Here is a 20,915-nt window from a genome sequence, read left to right as displayed (position 1 = left end):
TTATCCTTGATGTATTACAACATGTTGGAGGTAAGAACGATGAGAATTTTGGAATGGATTTTGGTCATTGTGACGGTTATTAGCGCAGTCGTCATGTTGATGGCTCCCAAACGTCGGGCAGTGAAAGTGGGTACGTTGTCGGCATTGGCACTGGTTATTCTATTGCATGGGGTAATCGATCGTTTTCGTGTGCAGCTGTTGCCCACCTATATCGTAGCCCTTGTTTTACTGACTGTATTGGCGATTCAACTGTGGAAGTCCGGACGCAATATGCAGAACATACAAAAACCGAAACGTCGTTCGTGGTTCAAAACCATCTTGGCATCTATTCTGGTGCTGGCTCTCAGTGCAGGTTCAATGGTGCTAACGTCGCTTTTCCCTGCATTCACGATGCCTGAACCGACAGGTTCATTCGCCATAGGCACCTATTCGCAGCAGTTAACGGATGAATCTCGGGAAGAGACCAAGACGGCTGAAGCGGGTGATAAGCGAGAACTTATGATTAATGTCTGGTATCCTGTAGATCAGGAAACAGCCAAAGGATTACCGCTAGAGCATTATCCTGCCGAGTTGGGAGAGGCGATCAGTCTCGTATTTGGCATTCCACCGGTGGTGTTCAGTTATCTTGATACGATTCCCACGCATGTGGTCAAAGGCGCTGAGGTGTCTGCCGCACAGAGCAAGTATCCAGTATTGCTGTTTTCACCTGGAATACGCTCTGCACGCTTTCAAAGTATGACCGCGATTGAGGAACTGGTAAGCCACGGCTACATTGTTGTTGGGATCGACCATCCGTATACCTCAGCTCAAGTGACATTCCCGGATGGACATGTTGCTTCTTATGAGCCGGATCCTGAAGATCTAACGTCAGAGGAAGTGTATCAACATAATATAGAAGGTGTTGGCATTCGTGCAGCTGACGCAAGCTTTGTACTGGATACGCTCACCCAGTGGAATAAACATGATCCGAATCAACTGCTCGAAGGCAAGTTTGATCTGGATCATGTCGGTATCTTTGGTCACTCTTATGGTGGTGCGACAACAGCGGAAGCACTAGCGCAGGATAGCCGTTTCAAAGCAGGACTCAGTTTGGAAGGCGGATTCTGGGGGAGCGTATCCACTTCAGCCTTGAAACAGCCGTTTATGTATATCATGTCAGGTGGAACAGCCAAAAGTTTTGACCCGAACGCCACTGCCAAGGATAAAGTGTTTTATCCTGAGTTTGAAACGGATTTGGATCGGGTGATGACAAGCAGTCTCAATGATACGTATTACTTGACCGTGGATCATTTCTTCCATCAGAGTTTCACGGATATTCCGTTAATTTCACCTAAACTGTTTGCCAAAGGCATAACACCAGAGCATAATGTGGACATTACAAGATCATATACATTGGCCTTCTTTGACCGTTACTTGAAGGGAGAAGAGCAGCAGCCTTTGCTGGAAGGGTCGTCAGACCGTTTTCCCGAGGCCACTTATGATAACAAGTATACCAAGCTGCGGAGCAATCAGGCGGAATAACTCGGAGATGGATGGAGGAGTAGCATGAAAACCATGACAAGAGGAGAGTTAGCCAAACGTACGGGTGTGAGCATGGCAACGCTCCGGTACTACGAGGACAGTGGAATTCTGCCTGCTCCCCGTCGTTCGTCCAACGGATATCGTGTGTATACCGAGGATTATCTGGTTAAGGTCAAATTCATTAAGGATGCTCAATCGCTGGGTTATTCTTTAAAAGAAATACAGGATACGTTACAGCTGCTTAGTCAAGAGGACATGGAGAGTGAAGCACTTAAAACACTTGTACGTGACCGAATTGAAGAGATTCAGTCGCATATCGATAACCTGCAGCAGATGCAGACACTTCTTGCTGGGCTGCTCCTGACGCCAGAGCATGATATTCACAATTACATTGAATCTTTCCGGATCAACAAGGAAGATGGCAATTCATAAGATAACCCTGTAACCAATAAACACCTTCATAGATCATCGCTGACGCGTTTGGCGTGAGAGATATCTTTGAAGGTGTCTTTTATGTTTCCGGCTCTTCATAACGATTCAAGCAATTCAAAACAGGCCTGCTTCGCGCAGGAAATGGTGCACAATTTCTGTCTGGTATTTGATCCGGTCTGATCGGTTCAGACTCCAGCAGGTCTCCACGGTAACCGAGCGGGCTTGAAGCAGGCGAGCTGCGGCTGTTCGTGCTGAACCGGGCAACTCGTGTTGCTTCAGATTGAAGTGCCTGTCACGAATGGGAATCGACCGATTCATTCGCCCTATAATTCGTTTGCATACCGGAACAGCCTTGCTGCCCGGATTGGTAATCAGAGTTTGTCCTAGTACCCGTGAGCTGCGTTGGGATAATCCATTGGCTTCATGCAGGTCCAGCCACCAGGTAGGTCCATATTGACGAGCAAGCCGAAAGACAGCGGAAGCAAGCGGATGTTTGGCTTTGCCAGAAATATGCCGCGGGAAGGTGCGATTTAAATCAGGTTTTCCTCGGCTGTTGTTTCGATAAGCCTTCTGATTCACTCGTGGAATAATAATGAGGAGTCCACGAGCCACGTGTCGACGCCCTGCCATGCAGTCATTAGCCAGCTTCTGCGCAGCGGCCATGCTCGCGGTTTCATTTCCGTGAACTCCCGATGTAATCATGATAACGGGTCCGGGCTTCGTGCCTCGAACGAGGTAATAGGGAGTGGCGTGTGCACTGGATGCAGCAAGTGTGTGTTTGGTAACAAGCATGACACTTCACCTCCGCTATTACAGTACGTTATGTCCTTCCCGCATGTAACGGCATTTGAACAGGCCCTGATCCAGTTCTGAATAAAATAGGCCAGTCAGTACACTCGATGAATAATATCCTCGAAATCCGGTTCTTTCATCTCGACATCCTCAATCTCGCCCCATTGTTCGAGCTGTTTCAGAATGTCCATTGTGCTCCATTCTTTTCGGTTTACTTCAATAATGACGATCTGGCCCTCTGTCCCTGTAATTTGAATGGCGGATGATATAACATCCGGGATTTGATACGAACCGCGATACGTAACTCGAATAATCGTTGGCAGACCGATGGTTTCGCGCAGAGAGGGGATGGAGCCATCATACGTAAGTTGACCGTGATTGATCACCATCACCCGACTGCATAGCTGCTCAATGTCGTCCATGTCATGAGTGGTCAGCAAAATCGTTTTGCCAAACTCTTCATTTAACGTACGAAGAAATTGACGTATGTTCCGCTTTGCGTTCACATCCAGTCCAATCGTCGGCTCATCGAGAAAAAGCAATTCCGGGTCATGCAGCATGGAAGCTGCCAGGTCGGCACGCATTCGCTGTCCAAGCGAGAGCTTGCGGACAGGCGTAGCCCAGAACGATTCCAGATCCAGCAGCTCGGCGAACTGGGCCAATCGTTTCGTTTTGTCCTCCGCACGAACTCCGTACATCTCGGCCAGAATATCATACGAATCCTTCACGGGCAGGTCCCACCAGAGCTGGCTGCGCTGTCCGAACACAACACCGAGACGTCCAACCGTACGGCGTCTTTCCTGGTGTGGATTCATACCACCGAGCAACACCTCACCCGAGGTCGGATGAAGGATGCCCGTCAGCATTTTGATCGTGGTGGATTTGCCAGCCCCATTGGGGCCGATATATCCAACAAATTCTCCTTTGCCAATATCAAAGCTAATGTCTCGAACCGCTTCCTTGGACAGATACTCACGTGAAAACAAGGTTCGAAGCCCGGAGAACCGGCCCTCGCGTACCACAGGGGTTTTGAACTCCTTTTGCAGATGCCTCGCTGTAATCATAGTCATGACGATACTCTCCTCCTTAGCTACCTGTACTTTGATATTTGGTTAAACCGAATTTCCAGAAACGCAGACTTGCGGCCAGACTCAGGACGGCTACAACGATAATGGCACCAAGAACCCACGCACCTAGTTCGCCGCGAAGCAGATAGAGTGACGGAACATAGTTGACGAAACCCACCGGGATTACGGTCAGCAGAATGCCAGACATCCATTTGGGATACAACGTCAGCGGATATTGGGCAGCCGTACGCGCCGCATCCTCGGTGATCGTCTGCAATTCCTCAATGCGTGTGGTCCAGAATCCAAGCGTTGCCGTGGCAAGCCCAATCGAAAAAAGAATGATGGCACCGGTCAAGATGACGAGCAGAGAGAAGGGGATGACAGTCCAACCGATCTGTCCGCTATGCATCATGCCTGCCAGAGACCAACAGAGAATAAACCCGCCTTGTAACACTTCACCAGCCATGATGCGGAAGTTTTGTGGCAGTAAGGCCAGCAATACGGGCATAGGACGGGTTAACAGTTGATCGAGTTCGCCGCCGACCAGATACTTTTCCAGATGATGCACTTCGTTGCCAAACGTTCGATACAGTGTCTTGGATAGGGTCATGATCGCGAAGAGGTAACCAATTTCATGAAGGGACCAGCCTTTAATGGCTCCGAATTTGTGCAGCACCAGAGCAACCATCAGAAACTCGGAGATTTGAATCAATGCGGCCAGAACGGAGGCCATGACAAAATTGAACTTATATTGCATCCGACTGCGGATGCTTGTTCGAATGAGCATTTTATATAAAGTGAGCCAGGAAGTTGTTTTCATCCGCCCTGCACCTCCACTTTACGGCGCAATACCTGGGTGATCGCCAGACAGACGAATGTCATGAGGACGCACCAAATCAAGGTTCCCCATAACAAGGAGCCATTTTCATAACCCAGATAGATTCGGGTCGGGACATAGAGCAGGAAAGGATAGGGAGATAACCAGGCAATTCGTTCAAGCCAGTCTGGCAGCCATTCCAGCGGAATGAAGAAACCAGCAAGCAGATTCATCATGGCGTGATTGCCCCAATGCAGCCAGGAGGACTCCGTAGTCCACATCGCGGTGGCGCCAATAATGTAATTCATACAGATGGATAAATAGGATGCGCCGGCAAGACCAATTGCGGCAAATAGCAGGGTTGAAGCTTCTGAGGGCCATTGCAGAGAAAATACGATGGAGAAGAGCAAGTAAATCGGAATGCTTTTGTACACGAACTGGTAGGCAATCTGCCCCCATTCACGTGCCATCAGGTGGGTGAACAGATGAACCGGCCTCATGAGATCAAGCGCGATCTGCCCTGTCCTGACCGTGAGTGGAATACCAAGTCCATTGGTGAGAAAACCCGAGATCCAGAGAGAGGATTGCGTAAACGCAATGTAACTGACCATCCCCTGTGTCCCGTATTCTCCGAGAGAGTGGTCGGCCCCGATGCCAATCCAGAGACAGGCATACATGTAACCGAACATGGCGCTTGCCAGGTTATGTACCACGTGGGCCCCGCGGTATTGCAGGTTCCGGGAGTAGGCTTTGGAAGCCAGAGTGAAATAAAGCATGTGACACCTCCGATAAGTTGGTTGAACGGCGGTTCCGTTCACTTCAGTCAAGGCGAAAAAGAGAGAAGGACAACAGCATACCAATATATTCCTTCACAGGCAAGACATTTTTTTGGCATATACCGGAAGAAATGAGGCTGTTCAACAATGCGCCACAAGACAGTGGTTTGTCCGTTCCTTTATAATTGGGGGGCAACGACGCAAACGTTTACAATATGAACTATTCAAATTTTAAATAATCCGCCGGGCATGTGCCTGACGATTGAGGATACAGCTTCAACAATCCGGCAAGAGAGAAGGTTGGAATGAGTAAAATTGCATGGGTCACGGACAGTACGAGCACACTCGATCCGCTATTTGCTGAGCAGAATCATGTGTACATCGTACCTCTTCGGATCGTTTTTGGAGAGGAATGTTATCGGGAGACAGAAGACATCTCGTCGGAATTATTCTATGAGAAACTGGATGGGGCTTCACGTGCAAGCAGTTCACAGCCGCCGATTGGTGAATTTATTGAACTGTATGAGTCGTTGAAGGGCCAGTACGATGAGATCATTACCATTCATTGCTCCACTGCGCTTAGCGGTACGCTGCACACATCAATGCAGGCTGCCGAGATCGCAGGTGTGACGGTTACCGCCATCGATTCCAGAGCAGGCGCTTATCCGTTGCGGGAGATGATTTTGCAAGGACTGGAATGGCAGAAGCAAGGCCATACAGCTGCCGAGATCAAACTTCACATCGAACAGATGATAGATAACATGTCCTTTTACCTCATTCCGGCCAGTCTTCAGCATCTTCACCGCAGTGGACGTGTGTCGGGAACCCAGCTTATTCTTAGCCAATTGTTGAAAATTCATCTGCTGCTTCGATTCGAAGAGGGCAAAGTGGTTGTGAATGAGAAAATTCGTACGTTCAAACGGGCCAAACAGCGTATGCTGGATGTGCTCAAGGTGGATATGGGGAAAGTGAAGCATGTATGTATCATGCACGCGAACAATCAGGAAGAAGCCGTTACAATCAAACAGCAGATTGCAGATTTGCTTCCCCGCTTGAAGACGGAAATTATGCCTTTTATCCCTGTGGTCGGAATTCATGCAGGTGCGGGCACGATTGGACTGTGCTGGATACGAAGCGAGACGGTATAAGGTTGTAAATGAGACCTGGCAGGAGGTTCACTTTGAAACATGAAGTGGCGAACCTGCCGGGTTTTTCGTATTTCATTGCCAATTGATGCAAACTGTGAGGTAATAAAGGAAAACGTTCAAGTTGGAGGGAATAGCGTGTCAAGTTATCGCTTGCTGCTTGTTGAAGATGATCGCTCAATTAGTGAAATGGTCGGTCCTTATTTGGAAAAAGAGGGCTATGACGTCTCTTATGCATATGACGGACTGGAGGCGGAACGTCAATTCAGCCAATCACCGTCAGGCTATGACTTGGTCATTCTCGATCTGATGCTGCCACATAAAAATGGTATGGAAGTGCTTCAGACCATCCGTGCCACCAGTCTGGTGCCTGTGCTCATCCTGTCTGCAAAGGACGGAGAGGTGGACAAAGCCCTCGGCCTGGGATTCGGCGCTGATGATTACTTGAGCAAACCATTCTCGCTGATCGAGCTGACAGCTCGGATCAAGGCGGCTATTCGTCGTGCCAACTATACCGCACAGCCTGCAACTGTGGTCGCTCCGAAGATACAGCGCATTCACATTGGCGGACTTGTGGTCGATACGGAAACGTATGAGGTCGAGCGTGATGGCATACCTGTAAAGCTTACATCCAAGGAATTTGGTATTCTCAAAATGTTTATCACCCACCCTGGCAAAGTATTTACCAAGGCTCAAATCTACGCCTCTGTCTGGAATGATCATTATTATGGCGACGAAAATATCATTAATGTTCATATGCGTCGTCTGCGCGAGAAGCTGGAAGTTGACCCCTCCAACCCCCGGTATATTAAAACATTGTGGGGTATCGGCTATAAGCTGGAGGTGGACCCGGCGTGACGTTGATCTTTGCCTTTTCAACCGGGATATTGGCTCTTATCGTCATTCTATTAAGCGTAAGGCTGCATAAACGTAGTACCCATCTAACTTACATACATGAGAAATTGACCTCTATTATAGATAAGAACACATTTGAACGCCTGCTCGTCTTTAACAGTGACCCCCAGATAAGCCAGCTCCTTAAGGACATGAATCAGCTGCTGGATCATGCACATCGGGCTGAGGCGGGTTATGCCAATCAGGAGAAGGAGATGCGCAACATGCTCTCCAATATCTCACATGATCTGAAGACGCCGCTTACGGTTGTGCTTGGTTATAGTGAAACGCTGCTGCATAGCACTTCCTTAACCGATCAGGAACGCGTAATCATGACTGGCAAAATCCAGGATAAAGCGCAGGAGGTGCTGCGTCTGATTCATTCCTTTTTTGACCTGGCAAAGCTGGAGTCGGGGGATAACGAGCTTGCTCTGACTAGGGTCAATGTAAGCGAATTGTGTCGCTTGAAGATGATCTCTTTTTATGACATGTTAACGAATCTGGGTCTGCAAGTGGAGCTGTCCATTCCGGAAAGCGATGTCTTTGTGAAAGGCAATGAGGAAGCACTGGACCGTGTGCTGGATAATTTGATCACCAATGCCATGAAATATGGAGCAGATGGCAAGGTGCTTGGCCTTTCACTGGAGTATTCAATAGGCGAACAAGTAACACTTAGCATCTGGGATCGAGGCAAGGGCATTCCTGAACAGGAGCACAGCCGTGTATTTGAACGTATGTATACGCTGGAGGATTCCCGTAATCGTCTCTATCAGGGAAGTGGTCTGGGTCTGACCATTACGAAGCGGCTGGTGGAGCGGATGGGTGGAAGTATTGAGTTGCATAGCGTACCTTTTGTACGAACTGTATTTTCGGTTTCTTTGAAACCTTGTTAGGCGCAATTTATACCTTTCACGATAAGCTTAAGGTTTTTGTAAGATTTGATTAATAAAAAAGAAGACTTTTCTCTTTACAATACAGATATAAGAACTCGTCAGGGACGAACGTAAAGGAGAATAAAGAACATGACCTATATTGCGCGGACCATAGGTGTGACTAAGACGTATGCAGGGGCAGAGGTTGTATCGAACGTCAATATGAGTATCAAGCAAGGGGAGATTTACGGGTTTCTTGGTCCGAATGGTGCGGGGAAAACGACGATGATGAAGATGCTCACCAACCTCGTGAAGCCGACTGTAGGCGAGATTGAATTGTTTGGAGAAAAGCTCACGCCTACTTCTTATGAATTGCTGAAACGAATGGGCAGCATCATTGAATATCCTTTTTTCTACGATAATCTGTCCGCCAAGGAAAATCTGGATCTCCATTGTGAATACATGGGGTTTCATAACAAAAAGGTCATTAACGACATGATTGAAAATGTAGGTCTCAAGGATACTGGCAAGAAGCCTGTTCGTGACTTTTCTCTGGGGATGAAACAGCGTCTAGGCATCGCTCGTGCGCTGATCACAACACCGGAACTGCTCATTCTGGATGAACCGATTAACGGGCTCGATCCCGTAGGCATCAAGGAGATGCGCGATTTGTTCAAACGTCTCAGCTCCCAGTATCGCATTACCTTGTTGATCTCCAGCCATATCCTCGGGGAAATTGAGCAGGTTGCAGACACCGTTGGGGTCATTCGAAATGGGCGTCTGGTTGAAGAAGTATCCATGGACAGCATTCGTGGGAGCCACAGCGAGTACATTGAGCTGCAAACGTTGGACCCACGTAAAGCGACCTATGTGATGGAACATCAGCTAGGGTTGAAAAATTATAAAATGATCGATGACCATACCGTACGTATCTATGATCCAGGCATTGCTCCATCGGAATTGACAGGCAAGCTGATCGGGCATGGCGTTGAGATTGAATCCATTTTCAAACGTGCTCATTCATTGGAAGAACACTTCATGAGCTTAATGAAAGGGGATGGGGACGTTGCTTAAACTGATCCAGCTGGAACTGCGCAAACATCGGTTTGCTCGAAATTTCAGAACGGCAGGAATCGCCAATCTCGTCCTTATCCTGTTTCTCATCATGATAGGATTCACCGACCAAGGGGCAGAAGATTATACTTTTGCTGATTACCATGTCTCCTTCATGTTAATAGATACGTTCGCCAGAGCCGTATTTATCATCTTGGGCGGTGCGCTGATAGCGAAACTGATTATTAGTGAGTATCGAAATAAAACGATGAACGTCATGTTTACCTATCCGATCAAGCGCCAGAAAATCATTGCTGCCAAGTTGATTATCATCTTTATTTTTACCTTTATGATGATTTTGTTTACCGATCTGCTGATGGGAGCCTTGCTGGTTATCACAAACCAATTCTACTCCTTCATTCCCGACACGTTGACGATGAGTGATGCACTGGTACTGCTGCTGAAGTACACGATTAGTTCCTTGTCCGCTGCGGCCATGGCTCTGATCCCTCTATTCTTCGGAATGCGCAAACATTCGGTCACGACCACACTGGTATCATCCATTCTGCTTGTACTTGTGGTGTGTTCCGGATTTAATGGACCTTCTGTGTCAATTAACTCTATCGTCTTCATTCCATTAACACTGGGGGCGATCGGACTGTGGATTGCTTCGCTGTCCATGATTCGTCTGGAGACAAAAGATGTGAACTGATTCCTTTGGAAACCATACTCCGTATGGCTTCACATGCCATTGACATCTGCTCGTACAAGGGATAGGATAATGTCAACTGAAGGACGAAGGAGAATGCAACTACCATGACGATTCCAAAAACATTAACAATCGCTGGTTCGGATACGAGCGGCGGTGCTGGGATTCAAGCAGATTTGAAAACTTTTCAGGAGCTTGGTGTGTATGGCATGACTGTGCTGACTACTGTTGTGGCTATGGAGCCTGATACGTGGGATCACCAGGTCTTTCCTGTGGAATTAAATGTAGTCGAAGCTCAACTGCGCACCGTTCTGGATGGCATCGGCTTTGATGCAATGAAGACGGGCATGCTGGGTTCTGTAGACATCATTGAATTGGTTGCGAAGCACATCCGCCGGAGCGGACTGCCACAGATCGTTATCGATCCGGTAATGGTCTGCAAAGGTACGGACGAAGTGCTGCAACCTGAGAATACAGAAGCAATGATCGAATTCCTGTTGCCGGGTGCTGATCTGGTTACCCCGAATCTGTTTGAAGCATCGCAGCTCGCGAAAAGTGGACTGATCCGCTCCAAGGAGCAGATGGAAGCTGCGGCAGCTGTCATTCATGATCATGGGGCGAAACATGTCCTGATCAAGGACAGAGGCGTTATTAACCCGGGTAAAGCAATGGATCTTCTCTATGACGGAACGAACTACGAATGGTTTGAAGCCGATGTTGTTGGCTCCGGATATACACATGGTGCAGGCTGCACCACATCTGCGGCAATTACCGCAGGTTTGGCGCGCGGTCTTACTGTGAAAGAGGCTGTTCGTGAAGGTAAAGCCTTCGTGACCAAAGCGATTGCTGGCGGATTCCCGCTGAACCGCTTTGTTGGCCCAACGTTGCATGTAGCACACCGACTGGAGAATCAACGCTAAGCGGTGCGCACATGTAGTGTGTAATCGCGGAGAAAAAACGTGGTCTCAGCCGGAAGTAGCTGTCAATGAGCAGGGGTTTGCTCGTTGACGGCTTCTTTTTTGTGCAAAAACGTATGGGATTTAGTAACTTTTGGTATATATTAATCGTATATAAGATGGAGTTCATTCCAGAACATGGCTGGACACACGGACGACACACGGAATCGTTATGTTAACAACAGAATGCTAAAAGGAGAGTCGGCCATGGTCAGAACAGTGCTTCTGGTGGAAGACGAAAGCCGCATTCGTGAGATTGTGGCCGATTATTTCATAAAAGAACAATGGAACGTTATTGAAGCAGAACATGGGGTAGAGGCGCTGGAATTGCTGGCACTGCATGAAGTCGATCTAGTCATTCTAGATGTGCTGATGCCGGAAATGGATGGATGGACCCTCTGTGGGCATATTCGTTCCCAGTCGACCGTACCTATTATAATGCTGACTGCCCGATCCGAAGATGATGACAAGATTCATGGCTTCCAGCTCGGCGTGGATGATTATGTTACGAAGCCATTCAGTCCTCGTGTACTGGTGGCACGTGCAGAGACATTAATGAAGCGAGTAGAGGGTGCCGTTAGCAAGGAGCAGAGTGTGATCCGGTTTGGATGTGCCACAATTGATCCCTGGGCGCGGCGGCTTGAGAAGGATGGAATCGAAGTGGAGCTTGCTCCCAAAGAATATGACCTGCTGCTGTATTTAACTCGCAATCAGGGAATTGTACTGTCCCGTGATGCCATACTTAATCGGGTATGGGGATATGATTTTGAGGGCGATTCGCGTGTGGTGGATACCCATATCAAAAAGCTTCGCAGCAAACTTGGGGATGAAGCCAAGTGTATCCGAACCGTTATCGGTACGGGTTATCGATTCGAGGCCGAGGCATGAGACGTAACGGTGTAACGATGAAACTGTTTCTGGTCATGGCCGGGTTTCTGCTTCTTCTATATGGAACAACGGTGATCGCCCAACTCGTCTGGTTCCCGGACTTTTACCAGCATCAGAAGATCAGCAGCATTAAGAAAAAATTGACGAAATTCGAACAACAATATTCCACGGGACATTGGAACGATGTGCAGCTGGCCAAGGAAACCGGGAAGTTCATGCGGCAGAATCAGTCGCATCTAGTCATCCTGACGAATACAGGTAAGCTGGTCAATGACCCATTTCACATCGTGCTTCTGCAAGAGGATGGCAAGCAGGTAAATATATCGCTGTCGTTGTTTATCAACAGCGAGAACGCAGGATGGCTTGCTTCACACTTGAAGTATGGTCAGCAATTGACCGTTACAGGCTCAGCAAGTGGAATGAATGATCCTATGGTTTATCCACTCAGGATAAAGGATCAGAGCTCCGTGGTCAGTGGAACGGAAGATTTTCAGGAGTTAACAGAGCCGGTAGAAGAATGGTCAGGAACATTGAAGGACGTTGTTCTTCCCAACCTGGGGACATGGAGCCAGAGACAGGGGCTGCTCGTGCAGGCGCTGGATAGCCGCTTCCCACTATCTACGGAAGACCAGCTCAGTCTCGCCAACGGAAAAATGATTAATGAGGAATGGACCGATAGCTGGAGTGGTGTACGAAATGTGCTTACCATTGCTCCGGTGCACAGCTCGGGCCCCCAGCAACAGCTCATTTTTTCCCTGACGTCCCTGCAGGAGATGAGGGAGGCGAGTGAAGCTACACAACTATTTTATGCGTATTTTGGTATTGCTGCATTTGTGCTAATTGTTTTCCTTTCACTGCTTCTGTCCCGAATTGTCACCAAACCATTACTTGCCCTGAACCATGTTGCCAAAAAGATGTCCACCCTGGATTTCACGGTGAAATCGCCCATCCGCCGCAATGACGAGATTGGCAGTCTGTCCAACAGTCTCAACGCGCTGTCGACGACATTGGGTCAGACTTTGGAAGAACTAAGGCAGGCGAACAGTCAGATGCGTACCGATATGGAGATGAAGCAGCGGATTGAACAGCGTCAACGAGAGTTTTTTGCCGATGCATCCCATGAGCTCAAAACGCCTATCAGCATTATCAAAGGGTACTCCGAAGGGTTGAAAGATGGAGTCAGTGAGAGCAAACGTGAGCGTTACATCGAGATCATTGCCGATGAAGCGGTCAAAATGGAAACGATGGTCGAAGAGATGCTGGATCTGGTACGGTTGGAATCCCAAGCGATTAAGCTGAACACCGATGCAGTGGCTCTTGGAGATATGATTGAAGATATTGCCGGACGTCTGGGTCCACAACTGAAGGAAAAGGAACTGGAGGTTGTACTGGTCTCCACCACAGAGCAGACCGTTGAGGGAGACCGCAGCAAGTTGGAGCAAGTCTTCTACAATATGATGATGAATGCTATACGTCATGCCGTTCCTAAGACCGATATTATGATTGAGATCAGCAGGCCGGAAGGGCAGGTTCGAATCTCCATCGAGAATCAGGGTGAGCAGATTTCGGAAGCGGAGCGGCAGTACATCTGGGAAAGATTCTACCGCGTGGAACGCTCGCGTAATCGCAAAATGGGGGGGACCGGGCTTGGCCTGGCCATCGCGAAGCAAATTCTCGATTTGCATGGATGCAGTTATGGCGTGGAGAACACGCCGGACGGAGTCCGTTTTTATATTATTTTTCCTAATGCTTAGTACGAAGGGGAGTCAAGTCTATGAAATCTTTACCGTCCATTCTAACGTTGGGCAACTTAACTTCAGGCATGCTAGCTGTCATTATGGCTATTCATGGTGAGTTTGCGCTGGCCGTGACGATGATCTGGGTAGCCATGTTCTTTGATCTGTTTGACGGGTTTGCAGCCCGCAAGCTGCATTGCGAGGGGGAATTCGGCAAAGCGCTGGATTCATTGGCTGATGTTGTTTCGTTCGGGACCGCACCCGTGTTGATTCTATATTTGAACTCCATGAATGAGGTAAGTGCACTGGGTATGGCGCTGACAGCATTATTCCCGGTTTGTGGTGCATTGCGTCTTGCCCGTTACAATTGCCAGAAGACAGCAAGCCATGGTTTTGTGGGCATGCCGATTACGTTTGCAGGCGGTCTTATGTCCTTTTTCGCGCTCTGGAGTCCTTATTTTACTCATGGTGTAGCCTATCTTGTCATTATCGTATTATCCGGTCTAATGGTTAGCCAAATCCGATTCCCGTCTCTAAAACAAGTGCTAGCCCCCCATGAGAAGGATATTGTGGAACCGAAATAAGGAGCGAGTCAGTATGGAATTTGCAAGAGAATTTATTGGTCAATATGGTTATTTCGCAATTTACGGACTGCTGGCTCTTGGCGTGATTGGCATGCCTATTCCGGATGAGGTGATGATGACCTTTGTCGGTTATCTCGCCTCCATCTCGGTGCTGAATTATTCGGTGTCCATTGTTGTCAGTTTTGGTGGGGCGTTTACTGGAGGACTTCTGAGTTACACGATTGGCAAGAAGGCCGGGCGGCCACTGGTTGAGAAGTATGGTAAATGGGTCGGAGTCAACGCCAAACGGCTGGGCAGGGTGGAGTCCTGGTTTTTGAAATACGGGTACTGGTCCATCATACTGGGCTACTTCATTCCAGGCATTCGTCATCTGATGTGCTGCTTTTCCGGGATCAGCCGTATGGCTATAGGACGATACGTCCTTTTCTCCAGCATTGGGGCATTTATATGGTGTGTTGTGTTTATATCGATCGGCTTTTATGTAGGTGTGTTAACTTAAAATGGGACAGCCTGTTATGAACTGGCGAGGATAAAGACCTCTTGTTAATGGAGTGGTCTTTTTTTGTTGTGTTTAATAAACTCCCTTGAAAAATGAAAAGCCCACCGCAATATGCACGGTGAGCTGATAATAAATTTGGCTTCACCCATTCAAATGGGATTCCTCAATGCCTTTTTCAACCTGTGGCTCCCCTTTTTTGCGTGCAAAGGTGATTTTGAGTAAAGGTGGCGTAACCAGGGTTGTAACGATAACCATGATGACCACACTGGTGAAGTACTCAGGGTCGAGTAATCCGGAAGCAAGTCCAGTGGAAGCAATAATGAGAGCAACTTCCCCACGGGAAATCATGCCTGCACCGATGGCGAGGGAGGATGAGCGATCAAATCCGGTCAGACGCGCACCTGCTCCTCCGCCCAGCAGCTTGGTTACAATGGCGATGAGACTGATGACGATAATGAACCAGATCTGTGAGCCCACGCCGTCAAAAGTCACGTTCAAACCGATGCTTACAAAGAATACCGGAACAAAAATCCCGTACGCGATCGGTTCAAGTTTCGTTTCGACCTCATGTTTGAAGTTCGTTTGAGAGATGGCGATACCTGCCGCAAAAGCCCCGATAATGCCTGCAACACCCATCCATTCCGCAAAGTACGAAAAGCCAAAACAGATGATTAATCCGGCTGTAATAACGGTCTCCGTGACCTTCAGCGGTGCCATCCACTTCATGATCCGTGGAACAAGGAACCAGCTGGCAGCGATAATGACAACAAAGAATAACAGCTTTTTGCCAATGAGCAGAGGGATTGAAGTATCGGTTGCCCCTGTTCCGAGCAAACTCATCATGACAGCGAGGATGACAACAACCAGTACATCATCGACGACAGCGGCTCCAAGAATCGTTGTACCCTCACGAGAGCTGAGCTGATTCATGTCTTTTAACGTTTGAACCGAAATGCTGACCGAAGTGGCACAGAACAATAGTCCAAAGAACAAAGCGTGTGTCTGCGACATGCCGAACGCAGCGGCAGCGCCATAACCTCCGATGAATGGCAGAATGATACCACCCACGGCAACCGCAAAGGCTGCCTTCCAATTTTTCTTCAATTGCTCCAGGTCCGTTTCGAGCCCAGCAATGAACATGAGTAGTAATACCCCAATTTCGGCCATATAGTGGATGAAATCATCCGGCTGAACCCAGCCGAGCAGGGCAGGTCCAAGAATAACACCGACGATCAATTTGCCCAATACCGATGGTTGACCGAGTCTTACCGACAAATCTCCAGCCAACTTGGTGAAAATAAGAATGAGTGCAAGTACCAAAACAAATTCCATAGTTGTTCTCCCTTCCAGTAATAGCGTTTATAGGGTAACCAGCCCAAGGGAAGATCATTCCAGCCTTAAAAACAGAAAAAGGCATAAAACGGCGTATGTTAGTGTGCCGCTTTATGCCTTAAAAAAAGACAAGGAGGGCCCTTGGTGACAGGCTCCTCCAGTTCAACGCGTATGTGATTAATTACATTAATTATACCATGAATACAGGGTGGGGTAAACCAGTGATGGTGGGCTTTTAATGAAAATGGCCTTAAGGGGGCACTTTAAAGGTATCTGACGAGGCTTTTTGTTCAGAGTGTTGTCACTTAACAGTCGAGAAATGGCAAGATATAATGAGATAGAACATAGAAGTTAGGATATGAGGAGGATTTTTCATTGGGCAAACAGGACAAAGGGGACCCGAACATTCAATCCAATCAGATTGCCCCGACCAGTAATAAAAATTTTGCAGGTCTCATTATTACCATTTCCATTATCGCCAATGTCATTATTTTATTGTTGTTCTTTGCACCGTCGATCGGATACAAAGGCGATGTAGCCTTTGACATTACAGTGTTGCCGCGGTTTAACGCCGTTTTCAACAGCTTCACCTTTATCTTCCTGCTTGCGGCCCTGATTGCCATTATCAAGCGGAATGTGAAATTGCACAAACGTTTCATCCTTGCTGCATTTTCAACGACCCTTTTATTTCTCGTTACGTATCTGTCGTTCCACTATTTGTCTCCGGAAACGTCCAAATACGGCGGGGAAGGCATCATTCGTTCCATCTATTTCTTCATTCTGATCACACACAGCATCCTGGCAGCCATTATTGTGCCGCTGGCTCTGTTCACTCTGGTATGGGGCTGGACGAATCAGTTGAAGAAACACCGTAAAATTGCTCGCTGGACGATGCCAATCTGGCTCTACGTGAGTTCAACGGGTGTAGTTGTATATCTGATGATGGCACCTTACTATTAATAATTTCACATATCATGGGCATATCCGGCTCGCCTTGCGGGTAATGGTTTCATGGAAGGAGGATTCACGCTTATGTACAGAGTCGTATTAATTCGCCATGGACAGAGTATGTGGAACGTGGAGAACCGTTTTACCGGTTGGACGGATGTGGATCTGACGACCGATGGATACGGAGAAGCGCGCAAAGCGGGAAAGATCCTGAAAGAACAGGGTTTTGACTTTGACTACGCTTATGCTTCAGTCCTCAAACGCTCCATTCGAACACTGGATATTGCACTTGATGAAATGGACCGGATGTGGATTCCGATCACGAAGACGTGGAAACTGAACGAACGTCACTATGGTGCACTGCAGGGATTGAATAAACAGCAGACTGCGCTGAAGTACGGTGAGGATCAGGTGAAGGAGTGGAGACGCTCCGTTAGCGTATCTCCCCCAGCACTGGACGAAACTGATGATCGTTATGTTCAGGATCAGGACAAGTATCAACGGCTGGGCTGCACCATCCCACGTACCGAGAACTTGATGGATACATCGAAGCGGGTGCTGGAGTATTGGAATGCAGAGATCAAACCGGTTGTGTCAGCGGGCAAAAGGGTACTTATCTCCGCGCACGGGAATACGCTCCGTTCACTCGTCATGCATTTGGACCAAATGTCCGAAGCGGACGTAATGGCGCTTAATATCCCGACAGGCATTCCGCTGGTCTATGAACTGGATGAAGATCTACATCCGATCGGGCATTTCTACCTGACTGCGGATGGCTCCACCTACAAACATGAGGAAATGACTCATGTCGCACCACCGTCCGATTGAAAGGACGATTGTTATGACTAAGCAGGTTATACAGTAGTAACAATGATCTCGACTTATACATCATGTTTGAAGATGGCTCCTGAATTTTCAATTTCAGGGGCCATCTTTTTTACGCTGTAATAAGCCATTCTCTAATTTAAGGCATCGCATCTGACGTTTCGTTTTTCTCCCACAGGGTAATCTCAAGCAAGAGACGATGTACATTAATCCTGAAGGAGGAACAACATATGTCTAAAAAAAGTGGAATTATTGTAACAGCCATTGGAGCAGGCGTGACTTATTTGATGAGGAATAAAGAAGCAAGGGATAAGCTGTTCAGTACGGTATCAGGACTGATGAAAAACTCTAGTCCATCTTCAAAACCGTCTTATGGAAGCAAAAAAGGTTCACGTGTGATTTAAAATAGATATTGGCATAGAGTCAATTAGCATGAGAAGCCCGGAGCTGGTATGGTCCCGGGTTTTTGTGTGCGCTTATATGTCATATGCGATTTTTGCCAGCAAGAATGATACATGCGATTTTTGCTAGCAAGAATGATACAATGGAAACTTGCAGAACGTATGGAAGGGGATGTACAACATATGAAGAAAAATCGTCTGGGTTCATCCGAACTCTTGGTTGGTGAAATTGGGCTAGGTTGTATGTCGCTTGGAACCGAAGTGAAACCTGCCGTAGCCTTGATTCATGAAGCATTGGATCGTGGCGTTAATCTTCTGGATACCGCTGACCTGTATGATGCAGGATTAAACGAAGAAATCGTGGGCCAGGCCATCCAGGGACGCCGGGATCAGGTCATTGTGGCAACCAAGGTTGGTAATCGTCGCATACCGGGAAAAGAAGGCTGGTCATGGGACCCGTCCAAAGCTTATATCAAACAGGCTGTACGAGACAGCCTGAAACGGCTGCAGACAGATTATATCGATCTGTATCAACTGCATGGTGGCACTCTGGATGATCCAATTGAAGAGACGATCGAAGCCTTTGAGGAACTGAAGCAGGAAGGTCTTATCCGGTATTACGGCATATCCTCCATCCGGCCTAATGTGATTCGTGAATATGTGCAGAGGGCTTCCATTGTCAGCGTGATGAATCAATACAGCGTTGCGGATCGCCGAGCCGAAGAGGAAGTATTGCCTTTATTGGAGCATAAGGGCATTAGCGTTATCGCTCGTGGACCTGTGGCAAGTGGGGTTCTCGCTGATTCTGGTGCTGCCAAGGCAGATAAGGGTTATTTGGATTATACTCCTGAGGAGTTGCACATTATACGAGAAGGCCTGGGCCGTTTGGTTACAGACAATCGCAGCATGGCTCAAACGGCCATTCGTTATGCTTTGGCGCATCCGGCTGTTGCCGCTGTCGTGCCAGGTGCCAGTTCGAGAGAGCAGTTGTTGCATAATATCGCTGCTTCGGAATCTGCACCACTTACGGCTGCGGAGATTAACGAAATACGGGAGCTGAGTCCCGCCAATCTCTACAAGCAGCACCGTTAAACGTTGGCAGCCTATTTTCAATTGTAACTATACGAGGTACAATGAAGGTCAACCATAAAGAATCAAATAAGGGAGAGAAGACATATGGAAAGAATTCAAAGTGAACAACAATATCGCGATACAATTAATTCTGACGGAATGACCGTCATTAAATTTGATACAACCTGGTGTCCGGATTGCAAAAACCTGGATCGCTTTATCGGGGACGTTATCGATCAGCATGCGGATAAAACCTTCTATGCCCTCGATGCAGAAGAGTTCCTGCCGTTTGCTGAAGAGAACGGTGTACGCGGCATTCCAAGCCTGCTCGTATTCCAGAACGGCAAGAAAATTGCACATCTGCACAGCAAATGGGCAAAAACGCCTGCTCAAATCTCGGAGTACCTGCAAACTTTGGAGTCCAAGGTATAACCATAATCAGTTCGTTTAGTTCGCAGTAGTTATATGAAACGCCTCCTATCGCTGATAGGGGGTGTTTTTGCTGTGGGGGAGGGGTGTAAAGGTAGAAGAGAAAATCGGCTTGTTGATGAGGTTGTGCAAATTAAAAATGGCAACCTGGTTCCGAAGGGAACAGGTCGCCATTGGCTTTTTTGTTACATGAATTGAAGATAGGGTTACATCATTAAAATGATAAAGAATACGGCTGCCAGCACGAAGCGATACACTGCAAAGACGGTCAGACTCAGTTTTTTCAAAATGGACAGGAACGTCTTAATGGCAAGCATGGCTACGATAAATGCGGCAATGAATCCAATCGCGAAGATCGGGAAATCGCTGGTATTCAGATGATCGATACTTTTGTATAGATCATATCCTGTGGCTCCAATCATAATCGGCACAGAGACCAGGAATGTAAATTCTGCTGCGGCAACTCGGCTTACCCCTGCGAACAGTCCACCGGAGATCGTCGAACCGGAACGGGAGAAGCCTGGCCATAATGCGAGAATTTGAAAAAGACCCACTACAAATGCCTGTTTATACGTAATATCGTCTACATCATGGGTTGTAATGCGCTCGCTGCGGTGGCTCCAACGTTCAGCGATAATCATCAGAATACCACCAATAACAAGACTGTACAGCACCGTTTGTGCTCCAAACAGATGCGCCTTGATCCAGTCCCGGAATACAAGTCCAATGACTACGGCAGGAACCATCGCCAAAAAGATATGTATGAGGTTCAGGCGGGAGGTGTAGCTCCTTTTGCCTCCGGTGAAGCGGAACATATCAATGAATTTGTTCCAGTACAGCACAACGACAGCTAGTACAGCTCCGAGTTGCACAACCACCTCAAACGTTTTGACTGACTCGTTGTCCTCCGATAATCCCAGCAAGTGGGCAGTCAGAATCATGTGTCCGGTTGAGGACACGGGCAAAAACTCAGTCAAACCTTCGATGATGCCCATAATAATCGATGATATAAAGTCCAATTCTCTTCCTCCTTGAAATGCAGATGACAGCTTATAGGCTGTCCTGCGTGACAATGCCTGCTCATTAGAACAAGGCTATCATCTATTATGATCACAAATGCGCCCAACTTCAACTTATGCTCGTAATGAATTGTTTAAAACCATATTGA

The 20,915-nt window shown here is 47.8% G+C and carries 23 protein-coding genes; 17 read left to right on the top strand and 6 right to left on the bottom strand.

Annotation, left to right across the window (positions count from 1 at the left end):
- The first annotated feature begins 39 nt into the window (after positions 1 to 39).
- A complete protein-coding gene (locus tag BUA17_RS27535; protein WP_072735581.1) occupies positions 40 to 1,521 on the top strand; it encodes an alpha/beta hydrolase family protein in 1,482 nt (493 codons plus the stop codon).
- A 24-nt stretch (positions 1,522 to 1,545) separates the two neighbouring features.
- Complete coding sequence (locus BUA17_RS27530) at positions 1,546 to 1,953, top strand: MerR family transcriptional regulator (protein WP_063567097.1); 408 nt, start codon at positions 1,546 to 1,548, stop codon at positions 1,951 to 1,953.
- A gap of 114 nt (positions 1,954 to 2,067) precedes the next feature.
- Here BUA17_RS27530 and BUA17_RS27525 read toward each other — a convergent pair whose 3' ends face one another.
- The 4 genes from BUA17_RS27525 to BUA17_RS27510 all read right to left on the bottom strand — a co-directional run bounded on the left by BUA17_RS27525 (position 2,068) and on the right by BUA17_RS27510 (position 5,405).
- Positions 2,068 to 2,745: a succinylglutamate desuccinylase/aspartoacylase family protein gene (locus tag BUA17_RS27525; protein WP_072735580.1), complete on the bottom strand. Its 678-nt coding sequence runs from the start codon at positions 2,743 to 2,745 to the stop codon at positions 2,068 to 2,070.
- 95 nt (positions 2,746 to 2,840) lie between these two features.
- Positions 2,841 to 3,809: an ABC transporter ATP-binding protein gene (locus BUA17_RS27520; RefSeq protein WP_064641149.1), complete on the bottom strand. Its 969-nt coding sequence runs from the start codon at positions 3,807 to 3,809 to the stop codon at positions 2,841 to 2,843.
- Between the two features lie 22 nt (positions 3,810 to 3,831).
- Positions 3,832 to 4,632: an ABC transporter permease gene (locus BUA17_RS27515; protein ID WP_072735579.1), complete on the bottom strand. Its 801-nt coding sequence runs from the start codon at positions 4,630 to 4,632 to the stop codon at positions 3,832 to 3,834.
- On the bottom strand, positions 4,629 to 5,405 hold the full coding sequence (locus BUA17_RS27510) for an ABC transporter permease (RefSeq protein ID WP_072735578.1): 777 nt from the start codon (positions 5,403 to 5,405) through the stop codon (positions 4,629 to 4,631). Before BUA17_RS27510 ends, BUA17_RS27515 begins: the two co-directional genes overlap by 4 nt.
- 305 nt (positions 5,406 to 5,710) lie before the next feature.
- Here BUA17_RS27510 and BUA17_RS27505 point away from each other — a divergent pair, with 305 nt between their 5' ends.
- The 10 genes from BUA17_RS27505 to BUA17_RS27460 all read left to right on the top strand — a co-directional run bounded on the left by BUA17_RS27505 (position 5,711) and on the right by BUA17_RS27460 (position 14,741).
- The gene (locus tag BUA17_RS27505) at positions 5,711 to 6,553 is read left to right on the top strand and encodes a DegV family protein (protein WP_072735577.1); all 843 of its coding nucleotides are present in this window, start codon (positions 5,711 to 5,713) and stop codon (positions 6,551 to 6,553) included.
- A 135-nt stretch (positions 6,554 to 6,688) separates the two neighbouring features.
- Positions 6,689 to 7,408 carry a response regulator transcription factor gene (locus BUA17_RS27500; RefSeq protein WP_072735637.1) on the top strand — a complete coding sequence of 240 codons (720 nt, stop codon included), beginning with the start codon at positions 6,689 to 6,691 and terminating at the stop codon, positions 7,406 to 7,408.
- Between the two features lie 2 nt (positions 7,409 to 7,410).
- A complete protein-coding gene (locus BUA17_RS27495; RefSeq protein WP_240321527.1) occupies positions 7,411 to 8,337 on the top strand; it encodes a sensor histidine kinase in 927 nt (308 codons plus the stop codon).
- Positions 8,338 to 8,466: 129 nt separating this feature from the next.
- Entirely contained in the window at positions 8,467 to 9,390 is a 924-nt protein-coding gene (locus BUA17_RS27490; RefSeq protein WP_072735576.1) for an ABC transporter ATP-binding protein, read from the top strand.
- Complete coding sequence (locus BUA17_RS27485) at positions 9,383 to 10,081, top strand: ABC transporter permease (protein WP_063567103.1); 699 nt, start codon at positions 9,383 to 9,385, stop codon at positions 10,079 to 10,081. The genes BUA17_RS27490 and BUA17_RS27485 overlap by 8 nt, the downstream gene beginning before the upstream one ends.
- Positions 10,082 to 10,185: 104 nt before the next feature.
- Complete coding sequence (gene thiD, locus BUA17_RS27480) at positions 10,186 to 10,998, top strand: bifunctional hydroxymethylpyrimidine kinase/phosphomethylpyrimidine kinase (RefSeq protein WP_063567104.1); 813 nt, start codon at positions 10,186 to 10,188, stop codon at positions 10,996 to 10,998.
- Positions 10,999 to 11,241: 243 nt separating this feature from the next.
- On the top strand, positions 11,242 to 11,922 hold the full coding sequence (locus BUA17_RS27475) for a response regulator transcription factor (RefSeq protein WP_064640631.1): 681 nt from the start codon (positions 11,242 to 11,244) through the stop codon (positions 11,920 to 11,922).
- Positions 11,871 to 13,676, top strand: coding sequence for a sensor histidine kinase (locus BUA17_RS27470; RefSeq protein WP_143038168.1), 1,806 nt, complete (start codon positions 11,871 to 11,873; stop codon positions 13,674 to 13,676). The genes BUA17_RS27475 and BUA17_RS27470 overlap by 52 nt, the downstream gene beginning before the upstream one ends.
- 20 nt (positions 13,677 to 13,696) lie before the next feature.
- A complete protein-coding gene (pssA, locus tag BUA17_RS27465; protein ID WP_063566539.1) occupies positions 13,697 to 14,242 on the top strand; it encodes a CDP-diacylglycerol--serine O-phosphatidyltransferase in 546 nt (181 codons plus the stop codon).
- Between the two features lie 13 nt (positions 14,243 to 14,255).
- Positions 14,256 to 14,741, top strand: a complete 486-nt coding sequence (locus BUA17_RS27460; protein ID WP_063566540.1) for a DedA family protein — start codon at positions 14,256 to 14,258, stop codon at positions 14,739 to 14,741.
- 141 nt (positions 14,742 to 14,882) lie between these two features.
- Here the strand turns inward: BUA17_RS27460 and BUA17_RS27455 are convergent, their stop codons facing one another.
- Positions 14,883 to 16,073 carry a cation:proton antiporter gene (locus tag BUA17_RS27455; protein ID WP_072735575.1) on the bottom strand — a complete coding sequence of 397 codons (1,191 nt, stop codon included), beginning with the start codon at positions 16,071 to 16,073 and terminating at the stop codon, positions 14,883 to 14,885.
- A gap of 375 nt (positions 16,074 to 16,448) precedes the next feature.
- On the opposite strand from BUA17_RS27455, the gene BUA17_RS27450 reads away from it, so the two are divergent.
- From BUA17_RS27450 to BUA17_RS27435, 5 genes are all read left to right on the top strand, one after another.
- Positions 16,449 to 17,033, top strand: a complete 585-nt coding sequence (locus BUA17_RS27450; protein WP_170867957.1) for a DUF420 domain-containing protein — start codon at positions 16,449 to 16,451, stop codon at positions 17,031 to 17,033.
- Between the two features lie 72 nt (positions 17,034 to 17,105).
- On the top strand, positions 17,106 to 17,849 hold the full coding sequence (gene gpmA, locus BUA17_RS27445) for a 2,3-diphosphoglycerate-dependent phosphoglycerate mutase (protein WP_063566542.1): 744 nt from the start codon (positions 17,106 to 17,108) through the stop codon (positions 17,847 to 17,849).
- Between the two features lie 227 nt (positions 17,850 to 18,076).
- Positions 18,077 to 18,250, top strand: a complete 174-nt coding sequence (locus tag BUA17_RS31390) for a hypothetical protein (protein WP_161490622.1) — start codon at positions 18,077 to 18,079, stop codon at positions 18,248 to 18,250.
- A gap of 180 nt (positions 18,251 to 18,430) precedes the next feature.
- Positions 18,431 to 19,339, top strand: a complete 909-nt coding sequence (locus BUA17_RS27440) for an aldo/keto reductase (protein WP_072735574.1) — start codon at positions 18,431 to 18,433, stop codon at positions 19,337 to 19,339.
- An 84-nt stretch (positions 19,340 to 19,423) separates the two neighbouring features.
- A complete protein-coding gene (locus BUA17_RS27435) occupies positions 19,424 to 19,750 on the top strand; it encodes a thioredoxin family protein (protein ID WP_063566544.1) in 327 nt (108 codons plus the stop codon).
- A 203-nt stretch (positions 19,751 to 19,953) separates the two neighbouring features.
- On the opposite strand, the gene BUA17_RS27430 is transcribed toward BUA17_RS27435, so the two are convergent.
- Entirely contained in the window at positions 19,954 to 20,742 is a 789-nt protein-coding gene (locus BUA17_RS27430) for an undecaprenyl-diphosphate phosphatase (RefSeq protein ID WP_063566628.1), read from the bottom strand.
- Positions 20,743 to 20,915: the final 173 nt, after the last annotated feature.

The sequence above is a fragment of the Paenibacillus sp. ov031 genome (assembly GCF_900143165.1).
In the GTDB taxonomy this organism is placed as follows: domain Bacteria; phylum Bacillota; class Bacilli; order Paenibacillales; family Paenibacillaceae; genus Paenibacillus; species Paenibacillus marchantiae.
The sequence above is the reverse complement of the archived record's forward strand: the minus strand, read 5'-3'. Positions and strand labels throughout refer to the sequence as shown.

Bases quoted from the DNA above. Each gene is read 5' to 3' on its own strand.
- BUA17_RS27535 (WP_072735581.1), top strand. From the start codon at position 40: ATGAGAATTTTGGAATGGATTTTGGTCATTGTGACGGTTATTAGCGCA.
- BUA17_RS27530 (WP_063567097.1), top strand. From the start codon at position 1,546: ATGAAAACCATGACAAGAGGAGAGTTAGCCAAACGTACGGGTGTGAGC.
- BUA17_RS27525 (WP_072735580.1), bottom strand. From the start codon at position 2,745: ATGCTTGTTACCAAACACACACTTGCTGCATCCAGTGCACACGCCACT.
- BUA17_RS27520 (WP_064641149.1), bottom strand. From the start codon at position 3,809: ATGATTACAGCGAGGCATCTGCAAAAGGAGTTCAAAACCCCTGTGGTA.
- BUA17_RS27515 (WP_072735579.1), bottom strand. From the start codon at position 4,632: ATGAAAACAACTTCCTGGCTCACTTTATATAAAATGCTCATTCGAACA.
- BUA17_RS27510 (WP_072735578.1), bottom strand. From the start codon at position 5,405: ATGCTTTATTTCACTCTGGCTTCCAAAGCCTACTCCCGGAACCTGCAA.
- BUA17_RS27505 (WP_072735577.1), top strand. From the start codon at position 5,711: ATGAGTAAAATTGCATGGGTCACGGACAGTACGAGCACACTCGATCCG.
- BUA17_RS27490 (WP_072735576.1), top strand. From the start codon at position 8,467: ATGACCTATATTGCGCGGACCATAGGTGTGACTAAGACGTATGCAGGG.
- thiD (WP_063567104.1), top strand. From the start codon at position 10,186: ATGACGATTCCAAAAACATTAACAATCGCTGGTTCGGATACGAGCGGC.
- BUA17_RS27475 (WP_064640631.1), top strand. From the start codon at position 11,242: ATGGTCAGAACAGTGCTTCTGGTGGAAGACGAAAGCCGCATTCGTGAG.
- pssA (WP_063566539.1), top strand. From the start codon at position 13,697: ATGAAATCTTTACCGTCCATTCTAACGTTGGGCAACTTAACTTCAGGC.
- BUA17_RS27460 (WP_063566540.1), top strand. From the start codon at position 14,256: ATGGAATTTGCAAGAGAATTTATTGGTCAATATGGTTATTTCGCAATT.
- BUA17_RS27455 (WP_072735575.1), bottom strand. From the start codon at position 16,073: ATGGAATTTGTTTTGGTACTTGCACTCATTCTTATTTTCACCAAGTTG.
- gpmA (WP_063566542.1), top strand. From the start codon at position 17,106: ATGTACAGAGTCGTATTAATTCGCCATGGACAGAGTATGTGGAACGTG.
- BUA17_RS31390 (WP_161490622.1), top strand. From the start codon at position 18,077: ATGTCTAAAAAAAGTGGAATTATTGTAACAGCCATTGGAGCAGGCGTG.
- BUA17_RS27440 (WP_072735574.1), top strand. From the start codon at position 18,431: ATGAAGAAAAATCGTCTGGGTTCATCCGAACTCTTGGTTGGTGAAATT.
- BUA17_RS27435 (WP_063566544.1), top strand. From the start codon at position 19,424: ATGGAAAGAATTCAAAGTGAACAACAATATCGCGATACAATTAATTCT.
- BUA17_RS27430 (WP_063566628.1), bottom strand. From the start codon at position 20,742: ATGGGCATCATCGAAGGTTTGACTGAGTTTTTGCCCGTGTCCTCAACC.